Source organism: Ruegeria intermedia, assembly GCF_900129345.1.
GTDB classification, from domain to species: Bacteria; Pseudomonadota; Alphaproteobacteria; order Rhodobacterales; family Rhodobacteraceae; genus Ruegeria; species Ruegeria intermedia.
In genome coordinates this window covers 134,140-160,642 of record NZ_FQVK01000003.1, presented here as the reverse complement: position 1 = coordinate 160,642, position 26,503 = coordinate 134,140, and the positions used below count along the sequence as shown (strand labels likewise).

General features: G+C 63.0%; 25 protein-coding genes and 3 tRNA genes. 17 read left to right on the top strand and 11 right to left on the bottom strand.

Annotation, left to right across the window (positions count from 1 at the left end):
* Positions 1-867: 867 nt before the first annotated feature.
* Positions 868-1,092 carry a DUF1127 domain-containing protein gene (locus F3H26_RS03705; protein WP_149774725.1) on the top strand — a complete coding sequence of 75 codons (225 nt, stop codon included), beginning with the start codon at positions 868-870 and terminating at the stop codon, positions 1,090-1,092.
* 518 nt (positions 1,093-1,610) lie between these two features.
* Here F3H26_RS03705 and F3H26_RS03700 read toward each other — a convergent pair.
* Positions 1,611-4,013: an ATP-dependent helicase gene (locus tag F3H26_RS03700; RefSeq protein WP_149774724.1), complete on the bottom strand. Its 2,403-nt coding sequence runs from the start codon at positions 4,011-4,013 to the stop codon at positions 1,611-1,613.
* A gap of 161 nt (positions 4,014-4,174) precedes the next feature.
* Here F3H26_RS03700 and F3H26_RS03695 point away from each other — a divergent pair, with 161 nt between their 5' ends.
* Positions 4,175-5,335: an alpha-hydroxy acid oxidase gene (locus tag F3H26_RS03695; RefSeq protein WP_149774723.1), complete on the top strand. Its 1,161-nt coding sequence runs from the start codon at positions 4,175-4,177 to the stop codon at positions 5,333-5,335.
* A 120-nt stretch (positions 5,336-5,455) separates the two neighbouring features.
* Entirely contained in the window at positions 5,456-8,893 is a 3,438-nt protein-coding gene (locus F3H26_RS03690; RefSeq protein ID WP_149774722.1) for a pyruvate carboxylase, read from the top strand.
* 61 nt (positions 8,894-8,954) lie between these two features.
* Here the strand turns inward: F3H26_RS03690 and F3H26_RS03685 are convergent, their stop codons facing one another.
* Positions 8,955-10,031 (bottom strand): hypothetical protein, encoded by a 1,077-nt coding sequence (locus tag F3H26_RS03685; protein WP_223162421.1) that lies wholly within the window; start codon positions 10,029-10,031, stop codon positions 8,955-8,957.
* Between the two features lie 307 nt (positions 10,032-10,338).
* On the opposite strand from F3H26_RS03685, the gene F3H26_RS03680 reads away from it, so the two are divergent.
* Both F3H26_RS03680 and F3H26_RS03675 read left to right on the top strand, forming a co-directional pair.
* Positions 10,339-10,413, top strand: a tRNA-Gly gene (locus F3H26_RS03680).
* A 34-nt stretch (positions 10,414-10,447) separates the two neighbouring features.
* Positions 10,448-10,522 (top strand) — tRNA-Gly (locus F3H26_RS03675).
* 70 nt (positions 10,523-10,592) lie between these two features.
* On the opposite strand, the gene F3H26_RS03670 is transcribed toward F3H26_RS03675, so the two are convergent.
* Positions 10,593-10,832 (bottom strand): Lrp/AsnC ligand binding domain-containing protein, encoded by a 240-nt coding sequence (locus F3H26_RS03670; protein ID WP_149774720.1) that lies wholly within the window; start codon positions 10,830-10,832, stop codon positions 10,593-10,595.
* Positions 10,833-10,987: 155 nt separating this feature from the next.
* Between F3H26_RS03670 and hisB the strand changes: the two genes are divergently transcribed.
* Both hisB and hisH read left to right on the top strand, forming a co-directional pair.
* Positions 10,988-11,575: an imidazoleglycerol-phosphate dehydratase HisB gene (hisB, locus tag F3H26_RS03665; protein ID WP_149774719.1), complete on the top strand. Its 588-nt coding sequence runs from the start codon at positions 10,988-10,990 to the stop codon at positions 11,573-11,575.
* Positions 11,576-12,214: an imidazole glycerol phosphate synthase subunit HisH gene (gene hisH, locus F3H26_RS03660; protein WP_149774718.1), complete on the top strand. Its 639-nt coding sequence runs from the start codon at positions 11,576-11,578 to the stop codon at positions 12,212-12,214. It begins immediately after the preceding gene.
* A 4-nt stretch (positions 12,215-12,218) separates the two neighbouring features.
* Here the strand turns inward: hisH and F3H26_RS03655 are convergent, their stop codons facing one another.
* Complete coding sequence (locus tag F3H26_RS03655) at positions 12,219-12,626, bottom strand: DUF2147 domain-containing protein (RefSeq protein ID WP_149774717.1); 408 nt, start codon at positions 12,624-12,626, stop codon at positions 12,219-12,221.
* Positions 12,627-12,761: 135 nt separating this feature from the next.
* On the opposite strand from F3H26_RS03655, the gene hisA reads away from it, so the two are divergent.
* The 4 genes from hisA to F3H26_RS03635 all read left to right on the top strand — a co-directional run bounded on the left by hisA (position 12,762) and on the right by F3H26_RS03635 (position 15,344).
* Positions 12,762-13,484, top strand: a complete 723-nt coding sequence (gene hisA / locus F3H26_RS03650; RefSeq protein ID WP_149774716.1) for a 1-(5-phosphoribosyl)-5-[(5-phosphoribosylamino)methylideneamino]imidazole-4-carboxamide isomerase — start codon at positions 12,762-12,764, stop codon at positions 13,482-13,484.
* A gap of 123 nt (positions 13,485-13,607) precedes the next feature.
* Positions 13,608-14,369, top strand: coding sequence for an imidazole glycerol phosphate synthase subunit HisF (gene hisF, locus F3H26_RS03645; protein WP_149774715.1), 762 nt, complete (start codon positions 13,608-13,610; stop codon positions 14,367-14,369).
* Positions 14,366-14,683: a phosphoribosyl-ATP diphosphatase gene (locus F3H26_RS03640; protein ID WP_149774714.1), complete on the top strand. Its 318-nt coding sequence runs from the start codon at positions 14,366-14,368 to the stop codon at positions 14,681-14,683. Before hisF ends, F3H26_RS03640 begins: the two co-directional genes overlap by 4 nt.
* An 85-nt stretch (positions 14,684-14,768) precedes the next feature.
* Positions 14,769-15,344, top strand: a complete 576-nt coding sequence (locus F3H26_RS03635) for a hypothetical protein (RefSeq protein ID WP_149774713.1) — start codon at positions 14,769-14,771, stop codon at positions 15,342-15,344.
* Between the two features lie 4 nt (positions 15,345-15,348).
* On the opposite strand, the gene F3H26_RS03630 is transcribed toward F3H26_RS03635, so the two are convergent.
* The 4 genes from F3H26_RS03630 to rlmB form a co-directional block, all read right to left on the bottom strand.
* Positions 15,349-15,819, bottom strand: a complete 471-nt coding sequence (locus F3H26_RS03630; RefSeq protein ID WP_149774712.1) for a CoA-binding protein — start codon at positions 15,817-15,819, stop codon at positions 15,349-15,351.
* 197 nt (positions 15,820-16,016) lie between these two features.
* Positions 16,017-16,475, bottom strand: a complete 459-nt coding sequence (locus tag F3H26_RS03625) for a YHS domain-containing (seleno)protein (RefSeq protein ID WP_149774711.1) — start codon at positions 16,473-16,475, stop codon at positions 16,017-16,019.
* Between the two features lie 93 nt (positions 16,476-16,568).
* Positions 16,569-16,805 (bottom strand): hypothetical protein, encoded by a 237-nt coding sequence (locus F3H26_RS03620; protein ID WP_223162420.1) that lies wholly within the window; start codon positions 16,803-16,805, stop codon positions 16,569-16,571.
* A 66-nt stretch (positions 16,806-16,871) separates the two neighbouring features.
* Entirely contained in the window at positions 16,872-17,645 is a 774-nt protein-coding gene (rlmB, locus tag F3H26_RS03615; RefSeq protein ID WP_149774709.1) for a 23S rRNA (guanosine(2251)-2'-O)-methyltransferase RlmB, read from the bottom strand.
* A gap of 116 nt (positions 17,646-17,761) precedes the next feature.
* Here rlmB and F3H26_RS03610 point away from each other — a divergent pair.
* From F3H26_RS03610 to F3H26_RS03585, 6 genes are all read left to right on the top strand, one after another.
* Positions 17,762-17,845 (top strand) — tRNA-Tyr (locus F3H26_RS03610).
* Positions 17,846-18,251: 406 nt separating this feature from the next.
* Positions 18,252-19,598, top strand: coding sequence for a substrate-binding protein (locus F3H26_RS03605; RefSeq protein ID WP_149774708.1), 1,347 nt, complete (start codon positions 18,252-18,254; stop codon positions 19,596-19,598).
* Between the two features lie 104 nt (positions 19,599-19,702).
* Complete coding sequence (locus F3H26_RS03600; RefSeq protein ID WP_149774707.1) at positions 19,703-20,734, top strand: branched-chain amino acid ABC transporter permease; 1,032 nt, start codon at positions 19,703-19,705, stop codon at positions 20,732-20,734.
* Between the two features lie 3 nt (positions 20,735-20,737).
* The gene (locus F3H26_RS03595; protein ID WP_149774706.1) at positions 20,738-21,943 is read left to right on the top strand and encodes a branched-chain amino acid ABC transporter permease; all 1,206 of its coding nucleotides are present in this window, start codon (positions 20,738-20,740) and stop codon (positions 21,941-21,943) included.
* Positions 21,944-21,955: 12 nt separating this feature from the next.
* A complete protein-coding gene (locus F3H26_RS03590) occupies positions 21,956-22,711 on the top strand; it encodes an ABC transporter ATP-binding protein (RefSeq protein ID WP_093964812.1) in 756 nt (251 codons plus the stop codon).
* A gap of 9 nt (positions 22,712-22,720) precedes the next feature.
* On the top strand, positions 22,721-23,476 hold the full coding sequence (locus F3H26_RS03585) for an ABC transporter ATP-binding protein (RefSeq protein WP_149774705.1): 756 nt from the start codon (positions 22,721-22,723) through the stop codon (positions 23,474-23,476).
* A gap of 6 nt (positions 23,477-23,482) precedes the next feature.
* Here the strand turns inward: F3H26_RS03585 and F3H26_RS03580 are convergent, their stop codons facing one another.
* The 3 genes from F3H26_RS03580 to F3H26_RS03570 all read right to left on the bottom strand — a co-directional run bounded on the left by F3H26_RS03580 (position 23,483) and on the right by F3H26_RS03570 (position 26,460).
* Positions 23,483-24,604: an alanine racemase gene (locus tag F3H26_RS03580; protein ID WP_149774704.1), complete on the bottom strand. Its 1,122-nt coding sequence runs from the start codon at positions 24,602-24,604 to the stop codon at positions 23,483-23,485.
* Positions 24,601-25,848 carry a D-arabinono-1,4-lactone oxidase gene (locus F3H26_RS03575; protein ID WP_149774703.1) on the bottom strand — a complete coding sequence of 416 codons (1,248 nt, stop codon included), beginning with the start codon at positions 25,846-25,848 and terminating at the stop codon, positions 24,601-24,603. The genes F3H26_RS03580 and F3H26_RS03575 overlap by 4 nt, the downstream gene beginning before the upstream one ends.
* A gap of 90 nt (positions 25,849-25,938) precedes the next feature.
* Positions 25,939-26,460 (bottom strand): DUF2478 domain-containing protein, encoded by a 522-nt coding sequence (locus F3H26_RS03570; RefSeq protein ID WP_149774776.1) that lies wholly within the window; start codon positions 26,458-26,460, stop codon positions 25,939-25,941.
* Between the last annotated feature and the right edge of the window lie 43 nt (positions 26,461-26,503).

Sequence of the window (26,503 nt, the reverse complement as noted above, 5' to 3'; positions counted from 1 at the left end):
GATGAAAAACGGCGGGTTGATCTGCTGCCACCGATCAACCCGCCGCATTGACCCGCTTTGCGGGATGTCCAGCTGCGCGCGCCACCTGGGGGGGGGATGTCTGCTCGCCCGCGCGCCGGATCTGTTGAGTGATGAAAGCGAGATGCCTGTATGAAACCTGATTATCGTTGGTTCGGGGTCGTTTGGCGCCCCATGTGCCTCGTCCTCATCGGATGAATAAGGGATGCCATGGGAATTCATGGAAATCAATGAGAAATTTTCCCCGAATCCGAATCCACACTGGGATAGCACTCATTCTGCAAATCTTCAAACAGCTCACTTACACCTCTAGTTGTAGGTTGTTCCTATTAGCACACAATATATAGTTCAATTCTTCACTGAAGACTTTTTCCCATGAATTCCCAACTTTTTTCAGGCGCCCATCACCGAAACCGAATTCTTTGGCGAAATCACTCTGATCGATGCGAATCACTGCGCCTCTCAGCCCGGCGAACCAAGGCGTTTTCCAGGCCTATCCCACGAAATCCCGCATCTCCCATCTGATCCCATGCACACCCGTTGACGCGACCTGCCCGAGTTCAAGGCATCTCAGAAACGCTGAAATCTCAGCTTTACGCGCGGAAATTTTCGGCAAGATTGGCAAGGCGAGTTTTGCCCGATGCCGTGACAACTACAGGGCATCTGCGGAAAACCCATATTTTATTGGCATCTTTGGGCCGCAACGGGATTTCCCCGTCAATCTATGCATTTGCTGCATAGCGGCATTGAGGGCGTTCGGTATTGTGCGCCTGCAGCATTCGACTATTTTCAGTCTCAAGCAAACGCCGTGGACACGCGGCAGTCACTCAAACGGATTAGGTAACGAACATGGCAGTCGCATCCACCAACAGCGCAGTCAAAAGCGCCTCGGCATTCCGCTTCGCGTCGCTGATCGAAGCTGCAAAAACCCGTTTCGCACGGTACCGCCTGTACCGCCAGACCGTGAACGAACTGTCCGAGCTGTCGGATCGCGAACTGGCCGATCTGGGCCTGCACCGCTCGATGATCCGCCGCCTGGCCATGCAGGCCGCCGAGGAACAATACGCGCGCTGAGCGCATCGAAATACCGAGATCAGGTCCACTCCTCCTCCCACAGGACCTGTATTTCAGCGGCAGCATCTCTCCTCCTCCCTGATGCTGCCGCACCCTATACCGGCCCCAACCTGCCGGAAGCCGATACATCGGGGCTCTCCTCCTCCCTGCCCTGATGTTGAAAGCGCGCGGCGGCGTCCTCCTCCTCCCTGACGTCGCCGCGCACTTCGAGATACCGGGGCAGCCCCCGGGAACGGATGCATCGGGTTCTCCTCCTCCCTTCCCGATGTGAAAAGAGCGCGGTGGTACCCCTCCTCCTCCCTGGTGTCACCGCGCACTTCAAATACCGGGGAAAACCCGGGTTCGGATACATCAGGGCCCTCCTCCTCCCTGCTCTGATGTTGCCAAGAACGGCGGTTCCCCCTCCTCCTCCCTGGGAACCGCCGTTTCTTTCTTTCAGGCATGAAAAAGGCGCCACGGGCAGGCCCGGGCGCCAACCAAAACAGTCGAGCATGTGCCGCAAGGCACATTCCGCCGGATCAGAACGGCACGTCGTCCTTGGCAGACAGGAACCGGGCGACGACCTTCTTGGTCCCGGCCTTGTCGAACTCGACCTCGACCTTGTCCCCTTCGATCCCGACCACGCCGCCATAGCCGAACTTCTGGTGGAACACCCGCTCGCCCAGGGTAAAGCTGGCCACGGCGGTCGCGTCGATCACGGTGTTGCGGGATTCGCGGGGCTGCGACATGCCGTATTGCCCCTGCCGCGCCTGCATCCGCTTCCAGCCCGGCGAGTTGTAGACATTGGCCTGCGCCGCGCGGCTCTCGATGCCAGCCGACATCTGGCCGCCGCCATAGAGGCCCGGAGGCGTCAGAACCTCGACATGATCCTCGGGCAATTCGTCTATGAAACGCGAAGGCATCGCGTTCTGCCATTGCCCGAACACGCGCCGGTTGGCGGCGAAGGAAATGGTGCAGACCTCTTCGGCGCGGGTGATGCCCACATAGGCCAGCCGCCGTTCTTCCTCGAGCCCCTTGAGCCCGGATTCGTCCATCGACCGTTGCGAGGGGAATAGCCCGTCCTCCCAGCCCGGCAGGAACACGGCGGGAAACTCCAGCCCCTTGGCCGCGTGCAGGGTCATGATCGAGACCTTGGGCCCGCCGCTGTCCTGTTCGTTGTCCATCACCAGGCTGACATGCTCCAGGAACCCTTGCAGGTTCTCGAAATTGTCCAGTTGGTTCACCAGTTCTTTAAGGTTTTCCAGGCGGCCCGGCGCCTCGGGCGTCTTGTCGTTCTGCCAGTGGGCGGTATAGCCGGATTCGTCCAGCACGATCTGCGCCAGTTCGATATGCGACACCTCGGGCAGGCCATAGCGCACGGGCGCGGTGCCGTCGTCGATGACCGAATCGTCCTCGAACTCGATCCGGGGGCCGCGGGTCATCGCGTTCCAACGCGCCAGCCCTTCGACCAGTTCGCGCAGAGCCGCGCCGCCTTTGCCCTTGATCAGCCCTTGCTCCAAAGCGATCCGCGCGCCCTGAACCAGTGACACGCCATGTTCACGCGCGGTGCGCTGGATCGTCTGCTGCGCCTTGTCGCCAAGGCCGCGCTTGGGGGTGTTCACGATCCGCTCGAAGGCCAGATCATCCTCGGGCGAAACCACCAGCCGGAAATAGGCCATGGCATCGCGGATCTCCATCCGTTCATAGAAACGCGGGCCGCCGATCACCTTGTAGGGCAGGCCGATGGTCAGGAACCGGTCCTCGAAGGCGCGCATCTGATGGCTGGCGCGCACGAGGATGGCGATTTCATCCAAGGACATGGGCCGCACGCCACGGGTGCCGCCCTGCATGGCGTCGATCTCTTCGCCGATCCAGCGGGCCTCTTCCTCGCCATCCCAATGGCCGATCAGGCGGACCTTTTCGCCCTCGGGCTTGTCGGTCCACAACTCCTTGCCCAGACGGCTTTCATTGCCACGGATGACGTTCGAGGCGGCGGCGAGGATATGCGGGGTCGAGCGATAGTTCTGCTCCAGCCGCACCACATGGGCCCCGGGAAAGTCTTTCTCAAAACGCAGGATGTTGCCCACCTCGGCCCCGCGCCAGCCATAGATCGACTGGTCGTCGTCGCCCACGCAGCAGATGTTCTTGTGCCCGCCCGCCAACAGCCGCAGCCACAGGTATTGGGCGATGTTGGTGTCCTGATATTCGTCCACAAGGATGTAGCGGAACCAGCGCTGGTATTGCTCCAGCACGTCCGGGTGGGTCTGGAAGATGGTGACCATGTGCAACAGCAGGTCGCCGAAATCCACCGCGTTCAGCTCGCGCAGGCGGGTCTGGTATTGAGCGTAAAGCTCGACGCCCTTGGCGTTGTAGGCCCCGGCATCGGCGGCGGGCACCTTGTCGGGCGTCAGGGCGCGGTTCTTCCAGTCGTCGATGATGCCGGCCAGCATCCGCGCAGGCCAGCGCTTGTCGTCGATATTGGCGGCCTGCACCAGTTGCTTGAGCAATCGCAACTGGTCGTCGGTGTCCAGAATGGTGAAGTTCGACTTGAGGTCCACCAGTTCCGCATGGCGGCGCAGCAGCTTGACGCAGATCGAGTGAAAGGTGCCCAGCCACGGCATCCCCTCGGCGGGCTGGCCCAGCAGGCGACCCACCCGTTCCTTCATCTCGCGCGCGGCCTTGTTGGTGAAGGTCACGGCCAGAATCTCGTTCGGACGGGCCCGGCCGGTATTCAGCAGATGCGCAATTCGGGTGGTCAGGGCCTTGGTCTTGCCGGTGCCTGCCCCGGCCAGCATCAGGATCGGACCATCCAACAGCTCGACCGCTTCCCGCTGCGCCGGGTTCAATTCATTCAAGTAGTCCGCCTCGGGCCGAAGCGCGGCCATGGCGCGGGCCGACAGCGAGGCGCCTTCGAAGGCGTCATTTTCATCGAAACTGCTCATGCGCCCAAACTAAGCCGGAAGCGCGCCGAGGGAAAGGGTTTGTTCACGGCTTGTTCGCACGGTTATGCGAATTTCTTTCGCAGCGCCGGTGGAGCCGTCGGGCGCGGGCTGCATCCGGCTGAAACCCTTGCCGAATCGCGCGGCAGGTCGGATCAATCTGCATGGACCTGCACAGCACCTATCCGGGCATCGAGCATCTGAAGCGCCGCGCACGCCGTCGGCTGCCGCGTTTTGTCTGGGATTATGTCGACAGCGGCACCGGGGCCGAGACCGCGCTGAAACGCAACCGGGCGGCGCTGGACCGCATCGGGTTTCTGCCCGCCATCCTGAAAGGCCCGCTGGAATTCGACACCGGCACCCGCTTTCTGGCGCGCGACCATCCGCTGCCCTTCGGCATGGCTCCGATCGGGATGTGCGGACTGATCTGGCCGGGGGCCGAGGCGCTGATGGCGCGCGCCGCCGCGCAGGCGGGCATTCCCTATGTTCTGTCCACCGTCGCCAGCCAAAGCCCCGAGGACATGGCCCCGCATATCGGACCCGACGCCTGGTTCCAGCTGTACCCGCCCAAGGACCCCGAGATTCGCGCCGACCTGCTGAACCGCGCCCGGTCCGCCGGGTTCGGAACGCTGGTGCTGACCGTCGATGTGCCCGTGGCCTCGCGCCGGGAACGGCAGACCCGCTCGGGCCTGACCCATCCGCCGCGCCTGACGCCACGCCTGCTGGCGCAGATCGCCGCCCGGCCCGCCTGGGCCTGGGGCATGGCCCGTCACGGCAAGCCCCGGATGCGCACGCTGGACAAATATATCGACGGCACCGCCAACCTGCCGCCCACGGCACATATCGGGTACCTGCTCAGGACCTCTCCGGGCATGGATTACGTCAAGTGGCTGCGCGACCACTGGCGGGGGCCGTTCATCATCAAGGGCGTGCTACGCCCCGAGGATGCCGAGCGGTTGAAACAGGCCGGGATCGACGCGCTGTGGGTGTCGAATCACGGCGGCCGCCAGTTCGATGGCGCCCCGGCCAGCATCGACATGCTGCCCGCCATCCGCGCCGCCACCGACCTGCCGCTGATCTTCGACAGCGGCGTTTCGGGCGGGCTGGACATTCTGCGGGCGCGCGCCTTGGGCGCCGATCTGGTCATGCTGGGGCGAGCGTTCCTCTATGGCGTTGCAGCATTGGGCGCGCATGGGCCGGCCCATGTCATCGACATTTTGCGGCAGGACATGCTTGCAAATATGGGACAATTGGGTGCCGCAACGCTAAAAGATCTGCCGGATGTTAACGCAAACATTGATGCCGCGATGCAGCATGTGCCATAAAACGCCGCAATAGGCGGCGTTTGCGAGCGATAACATGCCGGTTCTACCCAGAACTACAGATATATCTGCGTGCAAACTCGGTCTATTAACACGGCCAAATGCAAAAGACCGGGACTTGCCATGACTGACTTCAAGAAAATCCTGATCGCCAACAGGGGTGAGATTGCCATTCGCGTGATGCGCGCCGCGAACGAGATGGGCAAACGCACCGTTGCCGTTTATGCCGAGGAGGACAAGCTGGGCCTGCACCGGTTCAAGGCGGACGAGGCGTATCGCATCGGCGAGGGCCTGGGCCCGGTCGCGGCCTATCTGTCGATCGACGAGATCATCCGCGTCGCCAAGGAAAGCGGCGCAGACGCCATCCACCCGGGCTATGGCCTGCTGTCGGAAAACCCCGATTTCGTGGATGCCTGCGTGCAGAACGGTATCACTTTCATCGGCCCCAAGGCCGAAACCATGCGCGCCCTGGGCGACAAGGCCAGCGCCCGCAAGGTGGCGATTGCCGCCGGCGTGCCGGTGATCCCCGCGACCGAGGTGCTGGGCGACGACATGGACGCGATCCGCAAGGAAGCGGCCGAGATCGGCTATCCGCTGATGCTCAAGGCGTCGTGGGGCGGCGGCGGCCGCGGAATGCGCCCGATCCATTCCGAAGACGAACTGGAAGAAAAAGTTCTGGAGGGCCGCCGAGAGGCCGAGGCCGCGTTCGGCAATGGGGAAGGCTATCTGGAAAAGATGATCACCCGCGCCCGCCATGTCGAGGTGCAGATCCTGGGCGACAAGCACGGGCAGATCTATCACCTGTATGAACGCGACTGCTCGGTCCAGCGCCGCAATCAGAAAGTCGTGGAACGCGCCCCTGCCCCCTATCTGACCGACGAGCAACGCGCCGAGCTGTGCGATCTGGGCCGCCGCATCTGCGCGCATGTGAACTATGAATGCGCCGGTACGGTCGAATTCCTGATGGATATGGAAACCGGCAAGTTCTACTTCATCGAGGTGAACCCGCGCGTCCAGGTCGAACACACCGTGACCGAAGAGGTTACCGGCATCGACATCGTGCAGGCGCAGATCCTGATCGCCGAGGGCAAGACCCTGGCCGAGGCCACCGGCAAGGCCAGCCAGGACGAAATCCGCCTGAACGGCCACGCGCTGCAGACGCGCGTCACCACCGAAGACCCGCTCAACAACTTCATCCCCGACTATGGGCGCATCACGGCCTATCGCTCGGCCACGGGCATGGGCATCCGGCTGGATGGCGGCACGGCCTATGCCGGCGGGGTGATCACGCGGTATTACGACTCGCTGCTGACCAAGGTCACCGCCTGGGCGCCGACGCCGGAAAAGGCGATCGCCCGGATGGACCGCGCCCTGCGCGAGTTCCGCGTGCGCGGCGTTTCCACCAACATCGCCTTCGTCGAGAACCTGCTGAAGCATCCGACCTTTCTGTCGAACGAATACACCACCAAATTCATCGACGAGACGCCCGAGCTGTTCCAGTTCAAGAAGCGCCGCGACCGGGGCACCAAGGTTCTGACCTATATCGCCGACATCACGGTCAACGGGCACCCCGAGACCAAGGATCGCCCGCGCCCGCGTGCCGACCTCAAGGAACCCAAGCCCCCCGCGCCCAAGGCCGAACCGCTGATGGGCACGCGCAATCTGCTGGAACAGAAAGGCCCGCAGGCCGTGGCCGACTGGATGAAGGCCCAGCGCCAGTTGCTGATCACTGACACCACCATGCGCGACGGGCACCAGTCGCTGCTGGCCACCCGCATGCGCTCGATCGACATGATCCGCGTCGCACCCAGCTATGCCGCGAACCTGCCGCAGCTGTTCAGCGTCGAATGCTGGGGCGGGGCGACCTTCGACGTGGCCTATCGTTTCCTGCAGGAATGCCCCTGGCAGCGCCTGCGCGACCTGCGCGAGGCCATGCCGAACCTGATGACCCAGATGCTGCTGCGCGGCGCCAATGGTGTGGGCTATACCAACTATCCCGACAACGTGGTGCAGGAATTCGTGCGCCAGGCCGCGCAGAACATCGACGTGTTCCGCGTCTTCGACTCGCTGAACTGGGTCGAGAACATGCGCGTGGCGATGGATGCGGTGATCGAGAACGGCAAGATCTGCGAAGGCACCGTCTGCTATACCGGCGATATCCTAGACCCGAACCGCGCCAAGTATGACCTGAAATACTATGTCGGCATGGCGAAGGAGCTGCGCGACGCCGGCGCCCATGTTCTGGGCCTCAAGGACATGGCCGGCCTGCTGAAACCTGCCGCCGCGCGGGTGCTGATCCGCGCCCTGAAGGAAGAGGTCGGCCTGCCGATCCACTTCCACACCCACGACACCGCCGGCATCGCCAGCGCCACCATCCTGGCCGCCAGCGAGGCGGGCGTGGACGTGGTGGATTGCGCGATGGACAGCTTCTCGGGCAATACCAGCCAGGCGACGCTGGGCACCGTGGTCGAGGCCCTGCGCCACACCGACCGCGACACCGGCCTGGACATCAAGGCGATCCGCGAGATCAGCGATTATTTCGAGGCCGTGCGCGCCCAATACGCCGCCTTCGAATCCGGGCTGCAGGCCCCCGCCTCCGAGGTCTATCTGCACGAGATGCCGGGCGGCCAGTTCACCAACCTCAAGGCGCAGGCGCGCTCGATGGGGCTGGAGGAACGCTGGCACGAGGTGGCGCAGATGTATGCGGACGTGAACCAGATGTTCGGTGACATCGTCAAGGTGACGCCGTCGTCGAAAGTGGTGGGCGACATGGCGCTGATGATGGTCAGCCAGGGCCTGACGCGCGAGCAGGTCGAAGACCCCGATGTCGATGTCGCCTTCCCGGACTCGGTCATCGACATGATGCGCGGCAATCTGGGCCAGCCCCCGGGCGGCTTCCCGGAGAAGATCGTCAAGAAGGTGTTGAAGGGCGAAAAGCCCAACACCGAACGCCCCGGCAAGCATCTGCCGCCGACCGATCTGGAGGCCACCCGCGCCGAGCTGTCGAAACTGCTGGAGGGCAAGGAGGTCGATGACGAAGACCTGAACGGATACCTGATGTATCCCAAGGTGTTCCTGGACTACATGGGCCGTCACCGAATCTATGGCCCGGTGCGCACCCTGCCGACCAAGACCTTCTTCTACGGCATGGAGCCGGGCGAGGAGATCTCGGCCGAGATCGACCCCGGCAAGACGCTGGAAATCCGGTGCCAGGCGATCAGCGAAACCGACGAGAAGGGCGAGGTGAAGGTGTTCTTCGAACTGAATGGTCAGCCCCGCGTGATCCGGGTGCCCAACCGGATGGTTCAGGCCTCGACCATTCAGCGGCCCAAGGCCGAGCCGGGCAACGCCAACCATGTCGGCGCGCCGATGCCGGGCGTGGTGTCGACCGTTGCCGTGACCGCCGGCCAGGAGGTCAAAGAAGGCGACCTTCTGCTGACCATCGAGGCGATGAAGATGGAAACCGGCATCCATGCCGAGCGCGACGCCACCGTGAAGGCGGTGCATGTCCAGCCCGGCGGCCAGATCGACGCCAAGGACCTACTGATCGAACTGGAGTGACCGGTATCGTCCCGAGATAGAAGGCGCGCCCCACGGCGCGCCTTTTTTCGTTTCGGCCCGGTCAGCCGTCGCTGGTTGCCGCGACGGGTTGTTGCGGCAACTGGTCCGGCGAGTCGTCGATCGAAACCTCGTCGTCCTGCTCGATCGGCACTGGCAGGCCCAACAGGTCGTGCAGTTCATGCAACGCCGGATCCGACAGCTCGCGGCCGCCGGTCAGCGTGTCCAGCGCCTCTTGCGGATCGTCAGCTTCGGCCAGCGCGTCTTCGGCCTCGGTCACGGCCTGTTCGGCCTCGGCCACGGCGGCTTCATACTTGTCCTGCGCGGTGATGCCGTCGGCGGCTTCTTCCTCGGTCGGTGCGAACTGGTCTTCGATCTCGGAGTCGCTCAGGCCTTGCAGGTCGGCCAATTCCCGTTCGCGTTGTTCAAGATCCTCGGCGGCGCCGGAAAAACCTAATATGCTTTGCTGATAGCTGTAAAGCTTGCCCGGCATGCTGTTTGGAGCCGCGTTCATCAAAGCCGTCTGGCTGGCGTGCGCAGCATTCAATCCCTTGAGTTCGGACGCGATCTTGCCGTGTTTGTTGGGTTTGGCATAGGGTTCCTCCACCACCACAGTCACGGGTGCGACCCTTGCCTTGCGGACCGGTGTCCCGGCTTTCTTTTTCCCTTTGAACAGGTTGTCCAGTTTCGCCACAAACCCGTTCTGCCGCGTCGCGCGGTTATTCGATTTGGCTGACTTGCGCTCGGCTTTGGGCTTGGACAGCCCCAATCCGGACAAGAAACCTTTGCCCTGACCCGACTTGCCTTTGCTGGCATTGCCGCGCCCGGAATTGCCGCTCTTAGCACCTCCGCGGTCGCCGGCCTTGTCGGCCCCTTTGCCCTTGCCGCCATCGTTGCCGCCGCCTTTGCCCCCGCCGTTGCCGTTGCCATTTCCGTTCTTGGCAACCGCAACATCCGGCGCGGCCACAACCGCAACGAAGCCGACCGCCCCGGCCAGCAACATCGATGTCGCCACGACCCGCGAAATTGAAGAAATCCAATGCCTCACCAACTCCTTCCAAGCTATCCGGGACGAACGCATCACGACACGGATTGCGGACAAATATAGGTTATTGAGTACACTAAATTTCGAAAGTGGCAAAAACCTGACGACGAAACCCTGTCAGCTGTTGGACGCCGGCGTCCGGACTTGCATCACAACCTTTGACTCCATGTGCTTGTCCGGCTGACCGGCCATCAGCGCCAGCAGGATTGCGCCTGCCAAGGCCACAAGCTTCAAATTTTCGACCCTTCCCCTCATTTCACCTCCACCAACGTCTCAGTCGGGTGTTTCAGGTTTTGAACGGCCGCTCGACGCCGTTCCGTCGAAAAAATTTTTTTCGGCTTTCGTGCGTTTTTCCTCTTGCAGCTTTCCGCGAGAATTTATAGTTCACGCCTCACTCGACGGCGCGGGCGTAGCTCAGGGGTAGAGCATTACCTTGCCAAGGTAAGGGTCGTGAGTTCGAATCTCATCGCCCGCTCCAACGAGGACCGAAAGGTCATACAAGATATCTGTTTGCGGGCGTAGCTCAGGGGTAGAGCATTACCTTGCCAAGGTAAGGGTCGTGAGTTCGAATCTCATCGCCCGCTCCAGATGTCAACTTTCTCCGAACACAAAGTCGGGTCCGACCCAGCCGCATGTCGGCCGGATCGGTGTGCGCTTTCAGAACGCCTTGAACGTCATCGTGGTCAGCGACCGTTCGATGTTGGGAATGTCCAGCAGCCGTTCGTTGATGAAATGCCCCACGTCCTGATCCTTGGGGATATAGAGCTTGAGCAGCAGGTCCCATTCTCCGCTGGTCGAATACAGCTCCGAATGGATCTCTCGCAGGGCGATTTCTTCGGCGACCTTGTAGGTGGTGCCGGGTTTGCAGCGGATCTGGATGAAGACGCAGGTGGACATTTTCAATGACCTTGTTTGTTTCCTTGCGCGCAGGCTGGCACGCCGGGCAGCCGGGCGCAATCCCCTGCAACAGTTGGCCGCGACCGAAACGATCTGACTGGAATCCCCTGCCCGTCCCCGTCTATAAGCGCCCCTGTAGCAAGAGGATTTCGCCAATGCGCACAGCTTCGATCAGCCGCAAGACCGCCGAGACCGAGATCGCGGTCGAGATCAATCTCGACGGCACCGGCACCTATGACAACCGGACCGGCGTGGGGTTCTTCGATCACATGCTGGACCAGCTGGCGCGCCATTCGCTGATCGACATGACGATCCGGGCCGAAGGCGATTATCACATCGACGATCACCACACGGTCGAAGACACCGGAATCGCGTTGGGTCAGGCGCTGACGCAGGCGCTGGGAGACAAGAAAGGCATCCGGCGGTATGGCGAGTGCCATCTGCCGATGGATGACGCACAGGTGCGCTGCGCGCTGGACCTGTCCGGCCGACCGTTTCTGGTGTGGAACGTGGACCTGCCGACGCCCAAGATCGGCAGTTTCGACACCGAGTTGGTGCGCGAGTTCTTTCAGGCGCTGGCCACCCATGGCGGCATCACCCTGCATATCGACCAGTTGCACGGCTTCAACAGTCACCACATCGCCGAGGCCGCCTTCAAGGCCGTCGCCCGCGCCCTGCGCCAGGCGGTCGAGACCGACCCGCGCAAGGGGGATGCAATCCCATCCACCAAGGGCGCGCTCTAGATGCTGACCGCGATCATCGACTACGAAAGCGGCAACCTGCATTCGGCGGAAAAGGCGTTTCAACGCATGGCGCGTGAGATGGACGCGGGCGAGGTCGTCGTGACCTCGGATGCCGATGTCGTCGCGCGCGCCGACCGGCTGGTGCTGCCCGGCGACGGCGCCTTTCCCGCCTGCGCGGCCGAGCTGCGCGGGCACAAGGGCATCCACGATGCGATGGTCGAGGCGGTCGAGCAGAAGGGCCGCCCATTCCTGGGCATCTGCGTCGGCATGCAGCTGATGGCGACCACGGGCCGCGAATATACCGACACGCCGGGCCTGAATTGGGTGACCGGGGACGTGGTGCGGATCGAGCCCGAAGACCGCGCGCTGAAGGTTCCGCATATGGGGTGGAACGATCTGGTGATCGAGAGCGAGCACCCGGTGTTCAACGGCGTCACCTCGGGCGATCACGTCTATTTCGTCCACTCCTACCATTTCCGCGTCGCCGATCCGGCGCAACGTCTGGCCCATGTGGACTATGGCGGGCCGGTCACGGCCGTGATCGGCCGCGACACGATGATCGGGATGCAGTTTCACCCTGAAAAAAGCCAGGATGTGGGCCTGCGGATGATCGGGAACTTTCTGACCTGGGCCCCCTGACCGGTTACTGCACGCGGGTCCAGGTCTGACCGCGACAGATCAGGCCGCCCGCGACGCAACCCTTGACCGTCAGCTTGTTCTGACCGTCCAGCGACATCTTGGAGTTGTAGGTCTTGTCCCGGTCCGGCGCCCAGATCTTGCCGCCGCTATAGCTGCCGCCGCCATCCGCGACCATGTCCCAGATGATGTTCTTGCCAAGGTTCTCGTAATCCAGCTGCTGGTTTCCGTCCTTGTCGAAGGCACTGTCTATGGTGCCGCAAACGGCGCTGCCGCAAGGCCCGATCGAGACGTGCAGATATCCGCCGGTATCCCCCGGCTGGGTTTTCCAAAGCCCGTCGACCGGGTCATCCGCCCGTGCGCCGGTGGCCAAGGTGACCAGTACCGCAGCAGCGGCCCAAGCAAGTTTGTTCATGGTATCCTCCCTGTTTTGCAGGCAGTCTGACCGCCGGCACCCGTTCGGGCAAGATTGACTTTGCGTCGCGTTGCATCCCCTGCCCCGCCTGTGCCATATCCCGCGCCAGTACCAGTCACGAAAAGGCCGCCCGACATGATCCTCTACCCCGCAATCGACCTGAAAGACGGCCAGGCCGTACGCCTTCTGCGCGGCGAGATGGACAAGGCCACGGTCTTCAACGAAGACCCCGCCGCCCAGGCCCGCGCCTTTGTCGAGGCCGGCTGCGAATGGCTGCATCTGGTGGACTTGAACGGCGCCTTCGCCGGAGAACCCGTGAATGCCGCCCCGGTCGAGGCGATCCTGAAATCCTGCAACGTGCCGGCCCAGCTGGGCGGCGGCATCCGCGACATGGCCACGATCGAGACCTGGCTGGACAAAGGGCTGGCCCGAGTGATTCTGGGCACGGTGGCGGTGGAGAACCCCGATCTGGTCCGTCAGGCGGCCAAGGCCTTTCCCGGCCAGGTCGCCGTCGGCATCGACGCGCGCAACGGACGGGTCGCCACCAAGGGCTGGGCCGAGGAAACCGACGTGATGGTGGGCGACCTGGCGCGCAGCTTCGAAGACGCGGGCGTGGCGGCGATCATCTACACCGACATCAACCGCGACGGCGCGATGCAAGGCCCCAATGTCGAGGCCACGGCCGAACTGGCCCGCGCGGTCTCGGTCCCGGTGATCGCCAGCGGCGGGGTCAGCTCGCTCGACGACCTGATCGCCCTGCGCGACTGCGGCGCAAACCTGAACGGAGCCATCTCGGGCCGCGCGCTTTATGACGGGGCGCTGGATCTGCTCCAAGCGCTGAAAGCATTGCGCGACTGATTGCTTCATCTGGCCCGAAATATCCTCGGGGGTGAATTGGCCGCAGGCCAAGAGGGGGCAGACAGCCCCCTGCCCCGCCAAAACAAATTGCGCCGACAAAATCCCCGGGACTATAACCACCTCATGCTGAAAACCCGTATCATTCCCTGTCTGGATGTCGCCGATGGCCGCGTGGTCAAGGGCGTGAACTTCGTGGGCCTGCGCGACGCCGGCGATCCGGTGGAATCGGCCAAGGCCTATGACGCCGCCGGCGCGGACGAGATCTGCTTTCTCGACATCCACGCCACCCACGAAAACCGCGGCACCATGTTCGACGTGGTTCAGCGCACGGCCGAGCAGTGCTTCGTACCGCTGACGGTGGGTGGCGGCGTGCGCACCAAGGAAGACGTGCGCGCGCTTCTGCTGGCCGGGGCCGACAAGGTCAGCTTCAACTCGGCCGCCGTGGCCAACCCCGACGTGATCGCCGAAGCTGCCGACCAATTCGGCAGCCAGTGCATCGTCTGCGCCATCGACGCCAAAACCGTCAGCCCCGGCAAATGGCAGATCTTCACCCACGGCGGCCGCAAACCAACCGGCATCAACGCCGTCGAATTTGCCAAAACCGTCGTTGCCAAGGGCGCGGGCGAAATTCTGCTGACCTCGATGGACCGCGACGGCACAAAGGCGGGGTTCAACATTCCGCTCACCCGCGCGATCTCGGACGCGGTCGACGTGCCAGTGATCGCCTCGGGCGGCGTGGGCAATCTGGACCACTTGGTCGAAGGCGTGACCGACGGCGGTGCCAGCGCGGTGCTTGCGGCCTCGATCTTTCACTTCGGCGAATACACGATCCGCGAGGCCAAAGAGCACATGGCATCCGCGGGTATCCCCATGAGGCTGACATGAGCATACTGGACGATCTGGCCGCCACGATCGCAGCCCGAAAGGGCGCCGACCCCGAATCAAGCTGGACCGCCAAGCTACTGTCCAAAGGCCCCGAGAAATGTGCAGAAAAGTTCGGCGAAGAGGCCGTGGAGGCGATCATCGAAGCCGTGAAGGGCGACCGCGCCCGGCTGACATCCGAGGCCGCCGACGTGCTGTATCACCTGCTGGTCATGCTGGCCGCGCGCGACGTGGCGCTGGATGACGTTCTGGCCGAGCTTGCCAGGCGGCAGGGCACCAGCGGCATCGCCGAAAAGGCCGCACGCGACCGGGGCTGAGACCTGGCTTTCACCGACGGCGTCCGCGCCCTATACTGGTTGACCGAAGCGCCTGCCGGGCGCAGGGGCGACAAGGGACGCAGGCATGTACAAACCCATGATCTGGGCACTGACGATGCTGGCCATTCTGGGGCTTGGCGCCTGCACATCCGCGCCGCCCGCCCGCAGCGACGATGTCGCGCGGCTGGCCGCCCAGATCCGGGCGCTGGGGCCCGAAGTGGACCCGGAAGAGGCCCAGCGCGCGGCCCGCATCGCCCATGCCTATACCGCGCAGCTGGCGCAGGAATACCAGATCACCGATCTCCCTCTGATCCACAACGCCAAGGTCAACAAGGGACTGCGGCCGCGCGGGCTGTGCTGGCACTGGGCCGAGGACATCGAGCGGCGCCTGAAGCAGGAGAAGTTTCGCACGCTGACCCTGCACCGCGCGATCGCCAACGCCGACAACCCCTTCCGAATCGATCACAGCACGGCCATCATCAGCCGACGCGGCGATTCGATGTACGACGGTGTCGTTCTGGACCCGTGGCGCTATGGTGGGGTCCTATATTGGAGCCCCTTGCGCAAGGACACGCGCTATGACTGGGTCCCGCGCGACATCGTGCTGGAGAAAAGACGGCAAGAGCAGGCAGCCCGGCTGAAACCGGAGACGGCCAACTGAGCAGCTAGAGCTTTGACGAGATGATCCCCGTGGCGAACCCGCCCATGCGCAACTCTCCGAACAGGCGTTGATATTCGATCTTGGGGCAGCGGTTCATCACCACATCAACCCCGCGCGCCTGCGCCACCGCCGCGGCCTGGGCATTCTCGACACCGATCTGCATCCAGATCGTGCGCAACTCGGGAAACGCGGCCAATGCCTCGTCCACGATCGGGGGAACGGCCTCGGATCTGCGGAAAATGTCCACCAGATCAACCGGTTCCGAGATTTCGGACAGCGAAGCGCGCACGGTCTGCCCGAACAGGCTCGCCCCCGCATGACCCGGATTGACCGGTATCACGTTGTATCCTTTCAGCGAAAGGTAGCGCGCCACATAATAACTGGGCCGCACCGGATTCATCGACACACCCACGACCGCGATGACCTTGGTCCGCTGCAAGATGGATTTCAGGTATTCATCGGAATAGCTGCTCATGCGTGCCAGCCTAGCTGCAGTTCCGGCAAGAAAAAAGCGCCCAAGAAACCTTGGGCGCCGAGTTTTGGAACGAGGGACAGTGAAATGACCCGCGGCAGTTCCAATCCGCGGTCACTGTGACATTTAAGCACGAGTTTCGTAAAAAAAAGAGGTAGCGCTGATTTTTTTGATGACATCCGCCAATTTCGCTCAGCCTGTCAGCGATACAGGACGTCCGGCCAGTTCACCTCGGCCTTGCGGATATAGTCTGCCATGTTGGCCTCCCAGATCTTTTCGACCACCGGCGAGTGGGTCAGGTACAGGCGCCCATCCACGATTTTCCAGGCCGTCGGATCCGCACTGCTGAGCTGACCATGCGCCATGGCAAAGGCGCAATACCCGCCGAATCGCGGCGCAAAGGCCCGCGGATTGCGCTCGAACGCCTCGCGGTGTTCCTGCGACACGAAATGCCAGGCGGCCCCCTTCCACATCACCATGACGTCGGGCCTTCCGCGCATCGGCCGGCCGCCCCGGAAATAGGCCACGGCGTCAAAGCCGGACATCGCCCCATTTTCGGTCGCAAAGAACACCGCCCGCTTTTGCGCCCAAAGCACGGACGGAGCGAGGGCGGACAGGCCCACACCAGCAAGAACGGAACGTCGGGTCAGCATCAGCATCACATTTCAAAATCAACAGACCCCTAAGATGCAACTTTTGCCGCGCGACGAAACCCCCTTGACGCAGTTGTGAAGCCGCGTGTCACGCTGCGTTCAGTCGAAAACATCTTCGATGACGTCCCAGGCCTCATCCAGCACCCGAGACAGCAGGCTCTTTTTCTTTTTTCGGCGCTTGCTTTTAATCGGCGCGTTGCGCGGCACCGCCACGTTGGCCGTCTTGCGCGCCGCAGGGTCCGCCGCCCTCTTGCGGGGCAGCATTTTGAGCTCATGCAGCGGAGCGCCGCAACTGGAGCAGCTCAACTCATGCCGCTCGCGGCCCCTCAGAACCAACGCGGCGCGGGTGCCGCAATAGCAGCATGTGGCAATCTTGGACGGGGCGGGAATGGCTTTCTCCTTTCAATGCGACTGAGACGCATATAGGGCAATCGCCGCGGCATTTGAGACGTTCAGCGATCCAAAACCGCCCGCCGCGTCAATTTTGACAAGCTGATCCACGGTTTCCTTGGTCTTCTGACGCAGCCCCGGCCCCTCGGCACCCAGAACCAGGGCCACGGGTTGATCGCGCCGACCGTCCAGAGCCGCCTCGATAGTCTGGTCGGCCTCGCCGTCCAGGCCCAGAACCAGGAACCCCATGTTCTGCAATTCGACGATGGCGTCGGCCAGGTTGCGCACCCGCAGATAAGGCTGGCGTTCAAGCGCCCCGCTCGCGGTCTTGGCCAGAGCACCGGTTTCCGGCGCCGAGTGATGGCGTGTGCCGATCACCGCGCTGGCGCCCAGAACCTCGGCCGAGCGCAGAATCGCCCCCACATTGTGCGGATCGGTGACGCGATCCAAAAGCAGCACCCGCGGATTTTCGCGCCCGATGCAGTTCTCGGCAAGCCCGCCCCATTCCAGCGGCTTGACCTCAAGCGCCGCGCCCTGATGCACCGAGCCCGGGTCGATCGGGGCGGTGAACTTGCGCGCATCAACGACCTCTGGCTGGATACCGGCTGCGGCGATGGCCTCGGCCAGCTTGCCCTGCGCGTTGCGGGTCACGATCAGGCGCAATTTCTGCCGCTTGGGGTTCATCAGCGCGTCGCGCACGGCGTGCAATCCGAACAGCCAGACGGTTTCGGAACCCGCCGCCTTGCGCGCCTGTTCCTTCTCGATCACCCACTTCGGTTTCTTCATTTTGCTGGCCTCCGGGCCGGAAGAGATGTTTCCTGCGCCAAAGCGGAATTTTCCTGTTGACGCTGCTTTTGAGCGCTAGTAATCACGCCTCCACGTCAGGTGCAACGCCTGACAGTGGGCGACAGGCCGCAAGGTGTGGCAGGGGACTGTAACTCCCTCGCGGAGACGCACGCCTGGTTCGATTCCAGGGTCGCCCACCATCTCCACTCGATCTTGTTGGAAACGGTATCCGGCGCGCACGCTTGGACGGCGCGAATCCGCCCGACATTGCGCGGCAGATCGGGAAAATCGACGCGCCGTGGCAATGCATACGGGGGTACACCGCAAAATACCCGCCAAGCTTGCATGGCGGCACCGACGGCTCTGTCGCCGAACGGCGAAAAAGTTTTCGAGGAAACCGCTTTGCAACAGCGGGATAATCCGGATCCACTCGCGGATGTTTACAGGCTTCCTCGAAGCGTAGTACATTTTTTTACAAAATAATATTTCCTTTCCAGCCACTTGTTGGGGAATTTTCCATCTGCCCCCCATACTTGCCTTGCGAGGTTGTGTTTTACCCGACGGAAGAGGAGCCCGAGGGCGCAACCCGCTGAATGGGAGGAATTCATGTCAAACAAATCTGTCACGCGTCGCGGCGTGCTGAAGTCCGGTGCCGTCACAAGCGCCGGCCTGGCTCTGCCGACGATCTTCACGGCCTCGTCGGCCGCGGCCTATACCAACGAACCCACGGGCGGCACGGTCACGCTGGGCTTCAACGTGCCGCAGACCGGCCCCTATGCCGAAGAAGGCAATGACGAACTGCTGGCGCAGCAGCTGGCGGTCGAGCACCTGAACGGCGAAGGCGACGGCGGCTGCCTGAACACCTTCACGTCGAAGGCGCTGAAAGGCAACGGCATCCTGGGCAAGAAGGTCGAGTTCGTCACCGGCGACACGCAGACCAAGTCGGACGCGGCGCGCGCATCGGCCAAGTCGATGATCGAAAAGGATGGCGCGATCATGATCAACGGCGGCTCGTCCTCGGGCGTGGCCGTGGCGGTTCAGGGCCTCTGCCAGGAGGCGGGCGTGATCTTCATGGCCGGCCTGACCCACGCCAACGACACCACCGGCAAGGACAAGAAGGCAAACGGCTTCCGTCACTTCTTCAACGCCTACATGTCGGGCGCGGCGCTGGCGCCGGTGCTGGCCAAGGAAATGGGCACCGACCGCCGGGCCTATCACCTGACCGCCGACTACAACTGGGGCTGGACCCAGGAAGAGTCGATCGTCGCCTCGACCGAGGCGATGGGCTGGGAAACGGTCAACACCGTCAAGACCCCGCTGGCATCGACCGACTTCTCGTCCTACATCGCGCCGATTCTGAACTCGGGCGCGGACGTGCTGGTTCTGAACCACTACGGCGGCAACATGGTCAACTCGCTGACCAACGCGATCCAGTTCGGCCTGCTGGACAAGGTCGTGAACGGCAAGGACTTCAAGATCGTCGTTCCGCTGTATTCGGAACTGATGGCCGCCGGTGCGGGCGAGAACATCAAGGGCGTGCTGGGTTCGATGAACTGGAACTGGCAGTTGCAGGATGAGGGCACCAAGGCTTTCGTGAAGTCGTTCGGCGAGAAATACGGCAAGCCGCCGTCGAACTCGGCCCAGACCTGCTATGCCCAGGTTCTGCTGTATGCGGATGCGTGCGAACGCGCCGGCACCTTCAACCCCTGCGGCGTCGTCGAGGCCCTGGAAGGCTTCGAGTTCGACGGGCTGGGCAATGGTCCGACCCTGTACCGCGCCGACGACCACCAGTGCTTCAAGGACGTGCTGGTCGTGCGCGGCAACATGAACCCGACCAACGCCTATGACACGCTCGAGATCGTCGAGATCACGCCGCGCGCGCAGGTGGAATACGCACCCGACCACCCGATGTTCGCCGGCGGCGAACTGGGCAAGTGCAACCCGGGCGCGTAATCCCGGCACTCGGTTTTTCGCAAGAAAACCCCTGAGTCCTCAAAACGGCTCTCTCCGGTCAGACAACCGGGGAGCGCTGCCGGGACCAGTCAAAGGTAAGGACAATGGACGCAATCCTACTGCAAATTCTGAACGGGCTGGACAAGGGCTCGGCCTATGCGCTGATTGCGCTGGGGCTGACGCTGATCTTCGGCACGCTCGGCGTGGTGAACTTTGCCCACGGGGCCCTGTTCATGATCGGCGCCTTCTGTGCCGTCACGCTTCAGAAGATCTTCAACCTCAGCTACGAGGTCATCGACGAAACCCAGACAGACTTTCTGGGCAACCCGCTGAAGGTGAAGACCCCTTATGTCGAAAGCTGGTTCGGCCCCGAGCTGGGCGCGACCATCATCGACTGGTCCGTGCCACTGGCCATCCTGTTCGCCATCCCGATCATGCTGATGGTCGGCTACGTGATGGAACGCGGCCTGATCAAGCATTTCTACAAGCGTCCGCATGCCGACCAGATCCTGGTCACCTTCGGCCTTGCCATCGTCCTGCAGGAGATCATCAAGTATTTCTTCGGCGCCAACCCCATCCAGACCCCGCCGCCCGCTGCGTTGAGCGGGTCGGTCGATCTGGGCGTGGCGCTTGGGTTCGATCCCAACGCGATCATCTATCCGATCTGGCGTCTGGTCTATTTCCTGTTCGCGGTGGTGATCATCGGGGGCGTGTTCTCGTTCCTGCAGTTCACCACCTTCGGCATGGTCGTGCGCGCCGGCATGGCCGATCGCGAGACCGTGGGCCTCCTGGGCATCAACATCGACCGGCGGTTCACCATCATGTTCGGCATCGCCGCCGCCGTGGCTGGCCTGGCGGGCGTGATGTACGGCCCGCTGAACCCGCCCAACTATCACATGGGCATGGATTTCCTTGTGCTCAGCTTCGTGGTCGTCGTGGTCGGCGGCATGGGCTCGCTGCCCGGCGCGGTTCTGGCCGGGTTCCTTCTGGGCATCCTTGAAAGCTTTGCCTCGACCACCTGGGCGACCACCACGATCCCGGGCATCAACCAGATCATCATCTACCTTGTCGCCATCATCGTTCTTCTGACCCGTCCGCGGGGTCTGATGGGCCGCAAAGGCGTGATGGAGGAATAACCCATGCTGGGACTGAACAAAAAAGACACAAGCCTGCTGATCATCGTCGCAATCCTGACGCTGCTGGCCCCCTTCATCCTGAACCCCTTCCCCACTGACAGCGCCATGGCGCAGTTTAACGCGGGCTATCCGGACCTGATGCAGCGGTTCGTGATCTTCGGCATCTTTGCCATCGGGTTCAACATCCTGTTCGGCCTGACCGGATACCTGTCCTTTGGCCACGCGGCCTTTCTGGGGGTGGGTTCCTACTCGGCCGTCTGGATGTTCAAGCTGCTCAGCTACAACGTCATCCCGGCCATCGCGCTGAGCGTCGTGGTCGCCGGGCTGTTCTCGGTTCTGATCGGCTATGTCAGCCTGCGACGGTCGGGGATCTACTTCTCGATCCTGACGCTGGCCTTCGCGCAGATGAGCTTTGCGCTGGCCTATTCGGTGCTGTCGAACCCCAAGTTCAACCTGACCAACGGCGAAACCGGCCTGCAGGTCTATGCCGATGACCCGCAGATCCTGCAGGGGGCCAATGCGCCCGATCTGCCGCATCTGTTCGGACTGCCGATGCGCGCGACCTACACGATGGATGTGGGCGCGTGGAGCTTTGACTTCAACGCGGGCTACTATCTGTGCGCGGTGATCATGATGGTGGTGTTCTATCTGGCGATCCGCATCTTCCGTTCGCCCTTCGGCATGATGCTGCGAGCGGTGAAGTCGAACCAGCAGCGGATGAACTATACCGGCCTAAACTCCAAGCCCTACACTCTGGCCGCTTTCGTGATCTCGGGCATGTATGCCGGCCTGGCCGGTGGCCTGATGGCGGCGATGGACCCGCTGGCCGGCGCAGAACGGATGCAATGGACCGCCTCGGGCGAGGTCGTTCTGATGACCATCCTGGGCGGCACCGGCACCCTGATCGGACCGGTTCTGGGCGCGGGCTTCATCAAGTATTTCGAGAACATCTTCTCGAAGATCAACGACAACGTGCTGCACAGCTGGTTCGCCTTCCTGCCCGACGGGCTCGAGGACGCGGTGGTCTTCATCATCCACCCGTTCATCGGCAAGGGCTGGCACCTGACCCTGGGCATCCTGTTCATGCTGGTGGTGATCTACCTGCCCGGCGGGCTGGTCGAGGGCGGTCAGCGGTTGCTGAACTGGATCCGCCGCAAAAGCGTTGGCGGGGATGACACCCGCGAGGGCAAAACCGAGCCGGCAGAATAAGGGAACGCGTCAATGGCAATTCTGAAAGTAAAAGATGTCAGCAAGCGCTTCGGCGGCCTCAAGGCCCTGACGGACGTGAACCTGAGCGTCGAGGAAAACTCGGTCCATGCGATCATCGGCCCCAACGGGGCGGGCAAGTCCACCCTGCTGAACTGCCTGGTGGGCAAGCTGATCCCGGATACCGGTTCGGTCTTGTTCGACAACCAGTCGGTGCTGGGGCGCGAGCCGTACCAGATCAACCAGATGGGCATCAGCCGGGTGTTCCAGACACCCGAGATCTTTGGCGAACTGACCGTGATGGAAAATATGCTGATCCCGATCTTCGCGATGCGCGACGGGGCATTCCGCATGCACGCCTACGAGACCATCGCCAACGAAAAAGAGGTGGTCGAACAGGCCGAGGCCATGCTGGAAGAGATGAACATGGCCGACAAGCGGCACATGCATTCAGCCTCGCTGTCGCGCGGCGACAAACGGCGGCTCGAGATCGGCATGTGCCTCAGCCAGAAGCCGCGCCTGCTGTTGTTGGACGAGCCCACGGCCGGGATGGCACGGGCCGACACCAACAACACCATCGACCTGCTGAAACAGATCAAGGACGAGCGTGACATCACCATCGCGATCATCGAGCACGACATGCATGTGGTGTTCAGCCTGGCCGAGCGGATCACCGTTCTGGCGCAGGGCACGCCGCTGGTCGAGGACACCCCCGAAAACATCCGCGGAAACCCCAAGGTCCGAGAAGCCTATCTGGGCGAGGCGGCGTGAGGAAAAGCTATGAACGAGAAACCTGACTTTTCGAGAAACGCCAACATGGCCAGCACCGCGCCTTCGTTCCTGTCGGTGTGGGACATGCATTCGTACTATGGCGAAAGCTACATCGTCCAAGGCGTCAGCTTCAACGTCCACGAGGGCGAGATCCTGGCCCTGCTGGGTCGCAACGGGGCCGGCAAGACTTCGACCCTACGCTCGATCGCGCGGGTAAACGAGCCCGAGGTGCGCCACGGCGAGATCTGGCTGGACCACAAGCCGCTGCACAATATGACCAGCTACGAGGCCGCGGCAGCAGGGCTGGGCCTTGTCCCCGAGGATCGGCGGATCATCCCCGGCCTGACGGTCGAGGAGAACCTGCAACTGGCCCAGATCGCCCCCCCGATCGGCTGGTCGCTGGAACGGATCTACGAGCTGTTCCCGCGTCTGGGCGAAAGGCGCAAGCAGGAGGGCGTGACCCTTTCGGGCGGCGAACAGCAGATGCTGTCCATCGCCCGTGCGTTGGCCCGGGACATCAAGGTGCTGCTGCTGGACGAACCCTACGAGGGGCTGGCCCCGGTGATCGTGGACGAGATCGAAAAGACTCTGATCCACATCAAGCAGCAGGGCATGACCACCATCATCGTCGAGCAGAACGCGGTACGCGCGCTGCAACTGGCCGACCGCGCGATCATTCTGGACACCGGCTGCATCGTGTTTGACGGCACTGCTGACGAAGTGCTGGAAAACACCCAGCTGCGCGAGGAATACTTGGCGATCTGACCGGCGTCAGTTGGGCAGGCAGGCCCATTCGGCCACGACCCGCCCCTGCCGCAGGGCCAGAACCGTGCCGAACTGGTTCAAAACCGCTTCACTCTGACTGGGGCGCAGCAAGGCGATATCGTCGGGCTGCGCCTTTGTCGTTTTGGGACCAACCCAGACCTCTTGATTGCTTGAACGCCCGAACACGCCGGAATAGCCGAACCCCTCGGGCCAGACGGGGCTGGCCAGGTAATGTCCGCCGGAAATGGCGAGGTTCGTCCGGCGCAGTCCGGGCAGGTCGATCCCCGGCACCGGGTTGCGCGGCATCACCTTGAGGATCGGCGTGGCCAGGAACAGGGCGGGCAGATACGCCCCGGTCGATGCGTGGTCGAAATCCGAGGGTTTCACCAGAACCGACCCAAAGGCGACCTCGGTCGCCAGGCTCTGCGTGGCCGGATCCTGAAAGGTCAGGCTGCCACCGGTGTTCAGGCACAGCCCCTGCGCCCCCTGCCCCAGTGCAGCGACCGCCCGTTCATATGCTTTCGCACTGGCGCGCCGCGCGCGGCGCCGAAGCGGCGCAGGCAGTTTGGCCAGATGCACTTCGTACCCCATCACCCCCGACAGAGCGGCATGGGCGTGATCCGCGATCCGTGCCGCGACGCCTGCGACCTGATCGGGGGTCAACCCGCCGCGGTGCAGGCCCACGTCGATCTCGAGCGACAAGCGCAGGGTTTGGCCCGTGTCAGTGGCCAGCGACAGATACGCATCCAGCCTCTGAGGCGTGTCGATCAGCCACTGCACCCGTCGGGCGGCGTCGGGATGCGTCTCAAGAATCCGCCGGGCGGCCGTCACCGGCAGCGGCTTGCCCAGCAGATGGTCGGTGTCCGGCTCGGCGGCCAGCAGGGCCGACAGCATGGGTTCGGAAAAGCTCATCAGGCCCGATGTCGGAATCCGGGTGCGGATATGGTCCAGCAGAGACAGGCACGGCAGCGATTTGGCCACCAACCGGGCCTGCAGACCGTGGCCCAGCCCCGCGCGGGCGGCGTCGCAATTCGCCTCGACCCGGTCCAGATCGACGACGGCAACCGGCCGATCGACGCCATGATCGTGCAGCGCTTGAGCGAGAAGTTCAAGATACTCTGCGGTCATGGGCGAAACATCCGGGCCAGCGCGGGCGTCAGGAACTTGCCCTTTGGGTCCAGCTTTTCGCGCAATGCGCAGAAGGCATCGAAATCGGGATAGAGGCGCGACAGCTCGGAATAGGTCAGGCTATGCAACTTGCCCCAATGGGGGCGGCCGCTGGCCTGCAGGAACAGCGGCTCTATCGCCTCGAAATAGCGCAGATGGCCTTCCTTCGCATCGGTGTGGATGGCAACCGATACCCGTGGGCCACCTTGGAATGGTGACAGGCTGGCGTCGTCGCCTGCGGTCTGCCGCACCTCGATGGGGAGATAGATGCCGGCATGGTCACGCTCCAACCGCCGGATCAGTTCGGACAGCACGTCCCGGGCGTTTTCCGGCGGCAGGTGGTATTCCATTTCCTTGAACCGGATCTGCCGGTCGCTGCACAGAACACGCCAGCTTTCGCCGACATAGTCCTCGTCGGACTGGGCCAGCGTCAGCAGACGCAGCAGGGCGCGCCGCAGGCCAGGGCTGAGGCGACCCGCATTGCGCGCCAGCTTCAGAACCTTGACGGCGATCATGTCCAGATCGCGCGGCGCACGGGTCTCGGGCGCGTCGGTGATTTCATGCCGGATTTCAACGGTCTTGCCGGTGAAGGGGATGTAGAAGAACTCGAAATTCCGGTTCTCGTCCCAATGCTGGTGCATGCGCTCCAATGTGTCCTGCAGGTCTGACAGACGCACCCGGCGGCACAGGTTGTATTTCGGCACGACGTTGATCTGCGCCTCGGTCACGATGCCCAGCAGACCCAGCGAGACCTGCACCATGTTCAGCGGAATGTCGTCGGTGGTCAGGGTCTGTCCGTCGGCGCCGATCAGCCGGGCCGCGGTGATCTCGGCAGACAGGCACGGCAGGGTACGCCCGGTGCCATGAGTCGCCGTGGCCGCCGCGCCGGCCAGTGTCTGCACGTTGATATCACCCAGATTGCGGAAGGCCATGCCGTGCCGGGCCAACGCCGGTGACAGATCCCGCAGACGGGCATTGGCGTTGACCCAGGCCTGCTCGCCATCGACCCGCGTCACGGCGGGCAGGTTCAAGGCTGTCAGATCAATGATATGATGCGCCCCCGGAACCAGCGGGGTGAAGGAATGCCCTGCCCCGACCGGACGCAGGGTTTCGGCCGAGGCGATCAGTTGCTGCAACTCTTCGGTCGTGGTCGGCCGCTTGGGCCGTATTTGGCTGGTCTGGTTGCCTGCCCAGTTCTGCCACATGGCTGATCCTCCTCCCATCCGGGGCAGAGGATTGCAGCCAGCACGAAACCGAACAAGCCCGGTTTTCAGGACGTTACGTCGGGAAAGCTGCTATTCGGCGGCAGGCCGCAGTTTGGCGACGCTGTCGAACCAGGCCTCGATGGCCTCCAGATCGGGCTCAAGCGCCTGCGCCGCGCCATCGGTGAAATCCACGAACTTGTCGCGGTTCAGGCCGTTGACCCCGACCAGCACCGGGATATCCAGCGCCAGCGCCTCGCCGATGACGTGGCGGAACCCACGGCCATCGGCCTCGTGCTTGCCGAACTTGTTGACGATCAGCAATTGCGGACGGTCGGCCAAAGACGCCGTCACATGGCCCACCGCCTGCTCCAACGCCGCCGGGTCCAGCCGGCACCCGCGCGACTGGCTGCCCAGCGATTGCGAGATGCGGATGGTTTCGCCATCCGGCAGCACGCGCAGGTCCATGTCGCATTTGCTGCTGTCGGCGCATTCGGTGTTGGTCTGAACCACACCGGCCAGACGGGCGCCCTTGGCCAGCAGACGTTCGGCTACCGCGCTCAGCAGGCGGTCGGTTGCGCCGCGATCGGTAGTGGTGACATAGGCCAGGTGCATCGGCAGACCTTTCTGGGTTTCATCTTGTTGTTTCAATTAGCAC

Coding starts and splice junctions, on each gene's coding strand:
- F3H26_RS03705 (WP_149774725.1), top strand. CDS start 868: ATGGCAGTCGCATCCACCAACAGCGCAGTCAAAAGCGCCTCGGCATTC.
- F3H26_RS03700 (WP_149774724.1), bottom strand. CDS start 4,013: ATGAGCAGTTTCGATGAAAATGACGCCTTCGAAGGCGCCTCGCTGTCG.
- F3H26_RS03695 (WP_149774723.1), top strand. CDS start 4,175: ATGGACCTGCACAGCACCTATCCGGGCATCGAGCATCTGAAGCGCCGC.
- F3H26_RS03690 (WP_149774722.1), top strand. CDS start 5,456: ATGACTGACTTCAAGAAAATCCTGATCGCCAACAGGGGTGAGATTGCC.
- F3H26_RS03670 (WP_149774720.1), bottom strand. CDS start 10,832: ATGTCCACCTGCGTCTTCATCCAGATCCGCTGCAAACCCGGCACCACC.
- hisB (WP_149774719.1), top strand. CDS start 10,988: ATGCGCACAGCTTCGATCAGCCGCAAGACCGCCGAGACCGAGATCGCG.
- hisH (WP_149774718.1), top strand. CDS start 11,576: ATGCTGACCGCGATCATCGACTACGAAAGCGGCAACCTGCATTCGGCG.
- F3H26_RS03655 (WP_149774717.1), bottom strand. CDS start 12,626: ATGAACAAACTTGCTTGGGCCGCTGCTGCGGTACTGGTCACCTTGGCC.
- hisA (WP_149774716.1), top strand. CDS start 12,762: ATGATCCTCTACCCCGCAATCGACCTGAAAGACGGCCAGGCCGTACGC.
- hisF (WP_149774715.1), top strand. CDS start 13,608: ATGCTGAAAACCCGTATCATTCCCTGTCTGGATGTCGCCGATGGCCGC.
- F3H26_RS03640 (WP_149774714.1), top strand. CDS start 14,366: ATGAGCATACTGGACGATCTGGCCGCCACGATCGCAGCCCGAAAGGGC.
- F3H26_RS03635 (WP_149774713.1), top strand. CDS start 14,769: ATGTACAAACCCATGATCTGGGCACTGACGATGCTGGCCATTCTGGGG.
- F3H26_RS03630 (WP_149774712.1), bottom strand. CDS start 15,819: ATGAGCAGCTATTCCGATGAATACCTGAAATCCATCTTGCAGCGGACC.
- F3H26_RS03625 (WP_149774711.1), bottom strand. CDS start 16,475: ATGCTGATGCTGACCCGACGTTCCGTTCTTGCTGGTGTGGGCCTGTCC.
- rlmB (WP_149774709.1), bottom strand. CDS start 17,645: ATGAAGAAACCGAAGTGGGTGATCGAGAAGGAACAGGCGCGCAAGGCG.
- F3H26_RS03605 (WP_149774708.1), top strand. CDS start 18,252: ATGTCAAACAAATCTGTCACGCGTCGCGGCGTGCTGAAGTCCGGTGCC.
- F3H26_RS03600 (WP_149774707.1), top strand. CDS start 19,703: ATGGACGCAATCCTACTGCAAATTCTGAACGGGCTGGACAAGGGCTCG.
- F3H26_RS03595 (WP_149774706.1), top strand. CDS start 20,738: ATGCTGGGACTGAACAAAAAAGACACAAGCCTGCTGATCATCGTCGCA.
- F3H26_RS03590 (WP_093964812.1), top strand. CDS start 21,956: ATGGCAATTCTGAAAGTAAAAGATGTCAGCAAGCGCTTCGGCGGCCTC.
- F3H26_RS03585 (WP_149774705.1), top strand. CDS start 22,721: ATGAACGAGAAACCTGACTTTTCGAGAAACGCCAACATGGCCAGCACC.
- F3H26_RS03580 (WP_149774704.1), bottom strand. CDS start 24,604: ATGACCGCAGAGTATCTTGAACTTCTCGCTCAAGCGCTGCACGATCAT.
- F3H26_RS03575 (WP_149774703.1), bottom strand. CDS start 25,848: ATGTGGCAGAACTGGGCAGGCAACCAGACCAGCCAAATACGGCCCAAG.
- F3H26_RS03570 (WP_149774776.1), bottom strand. CDS start 26,460: ATGCACCTGGCCTATGTCACCACTACCGATCGCGGCGCAACCGACCGC.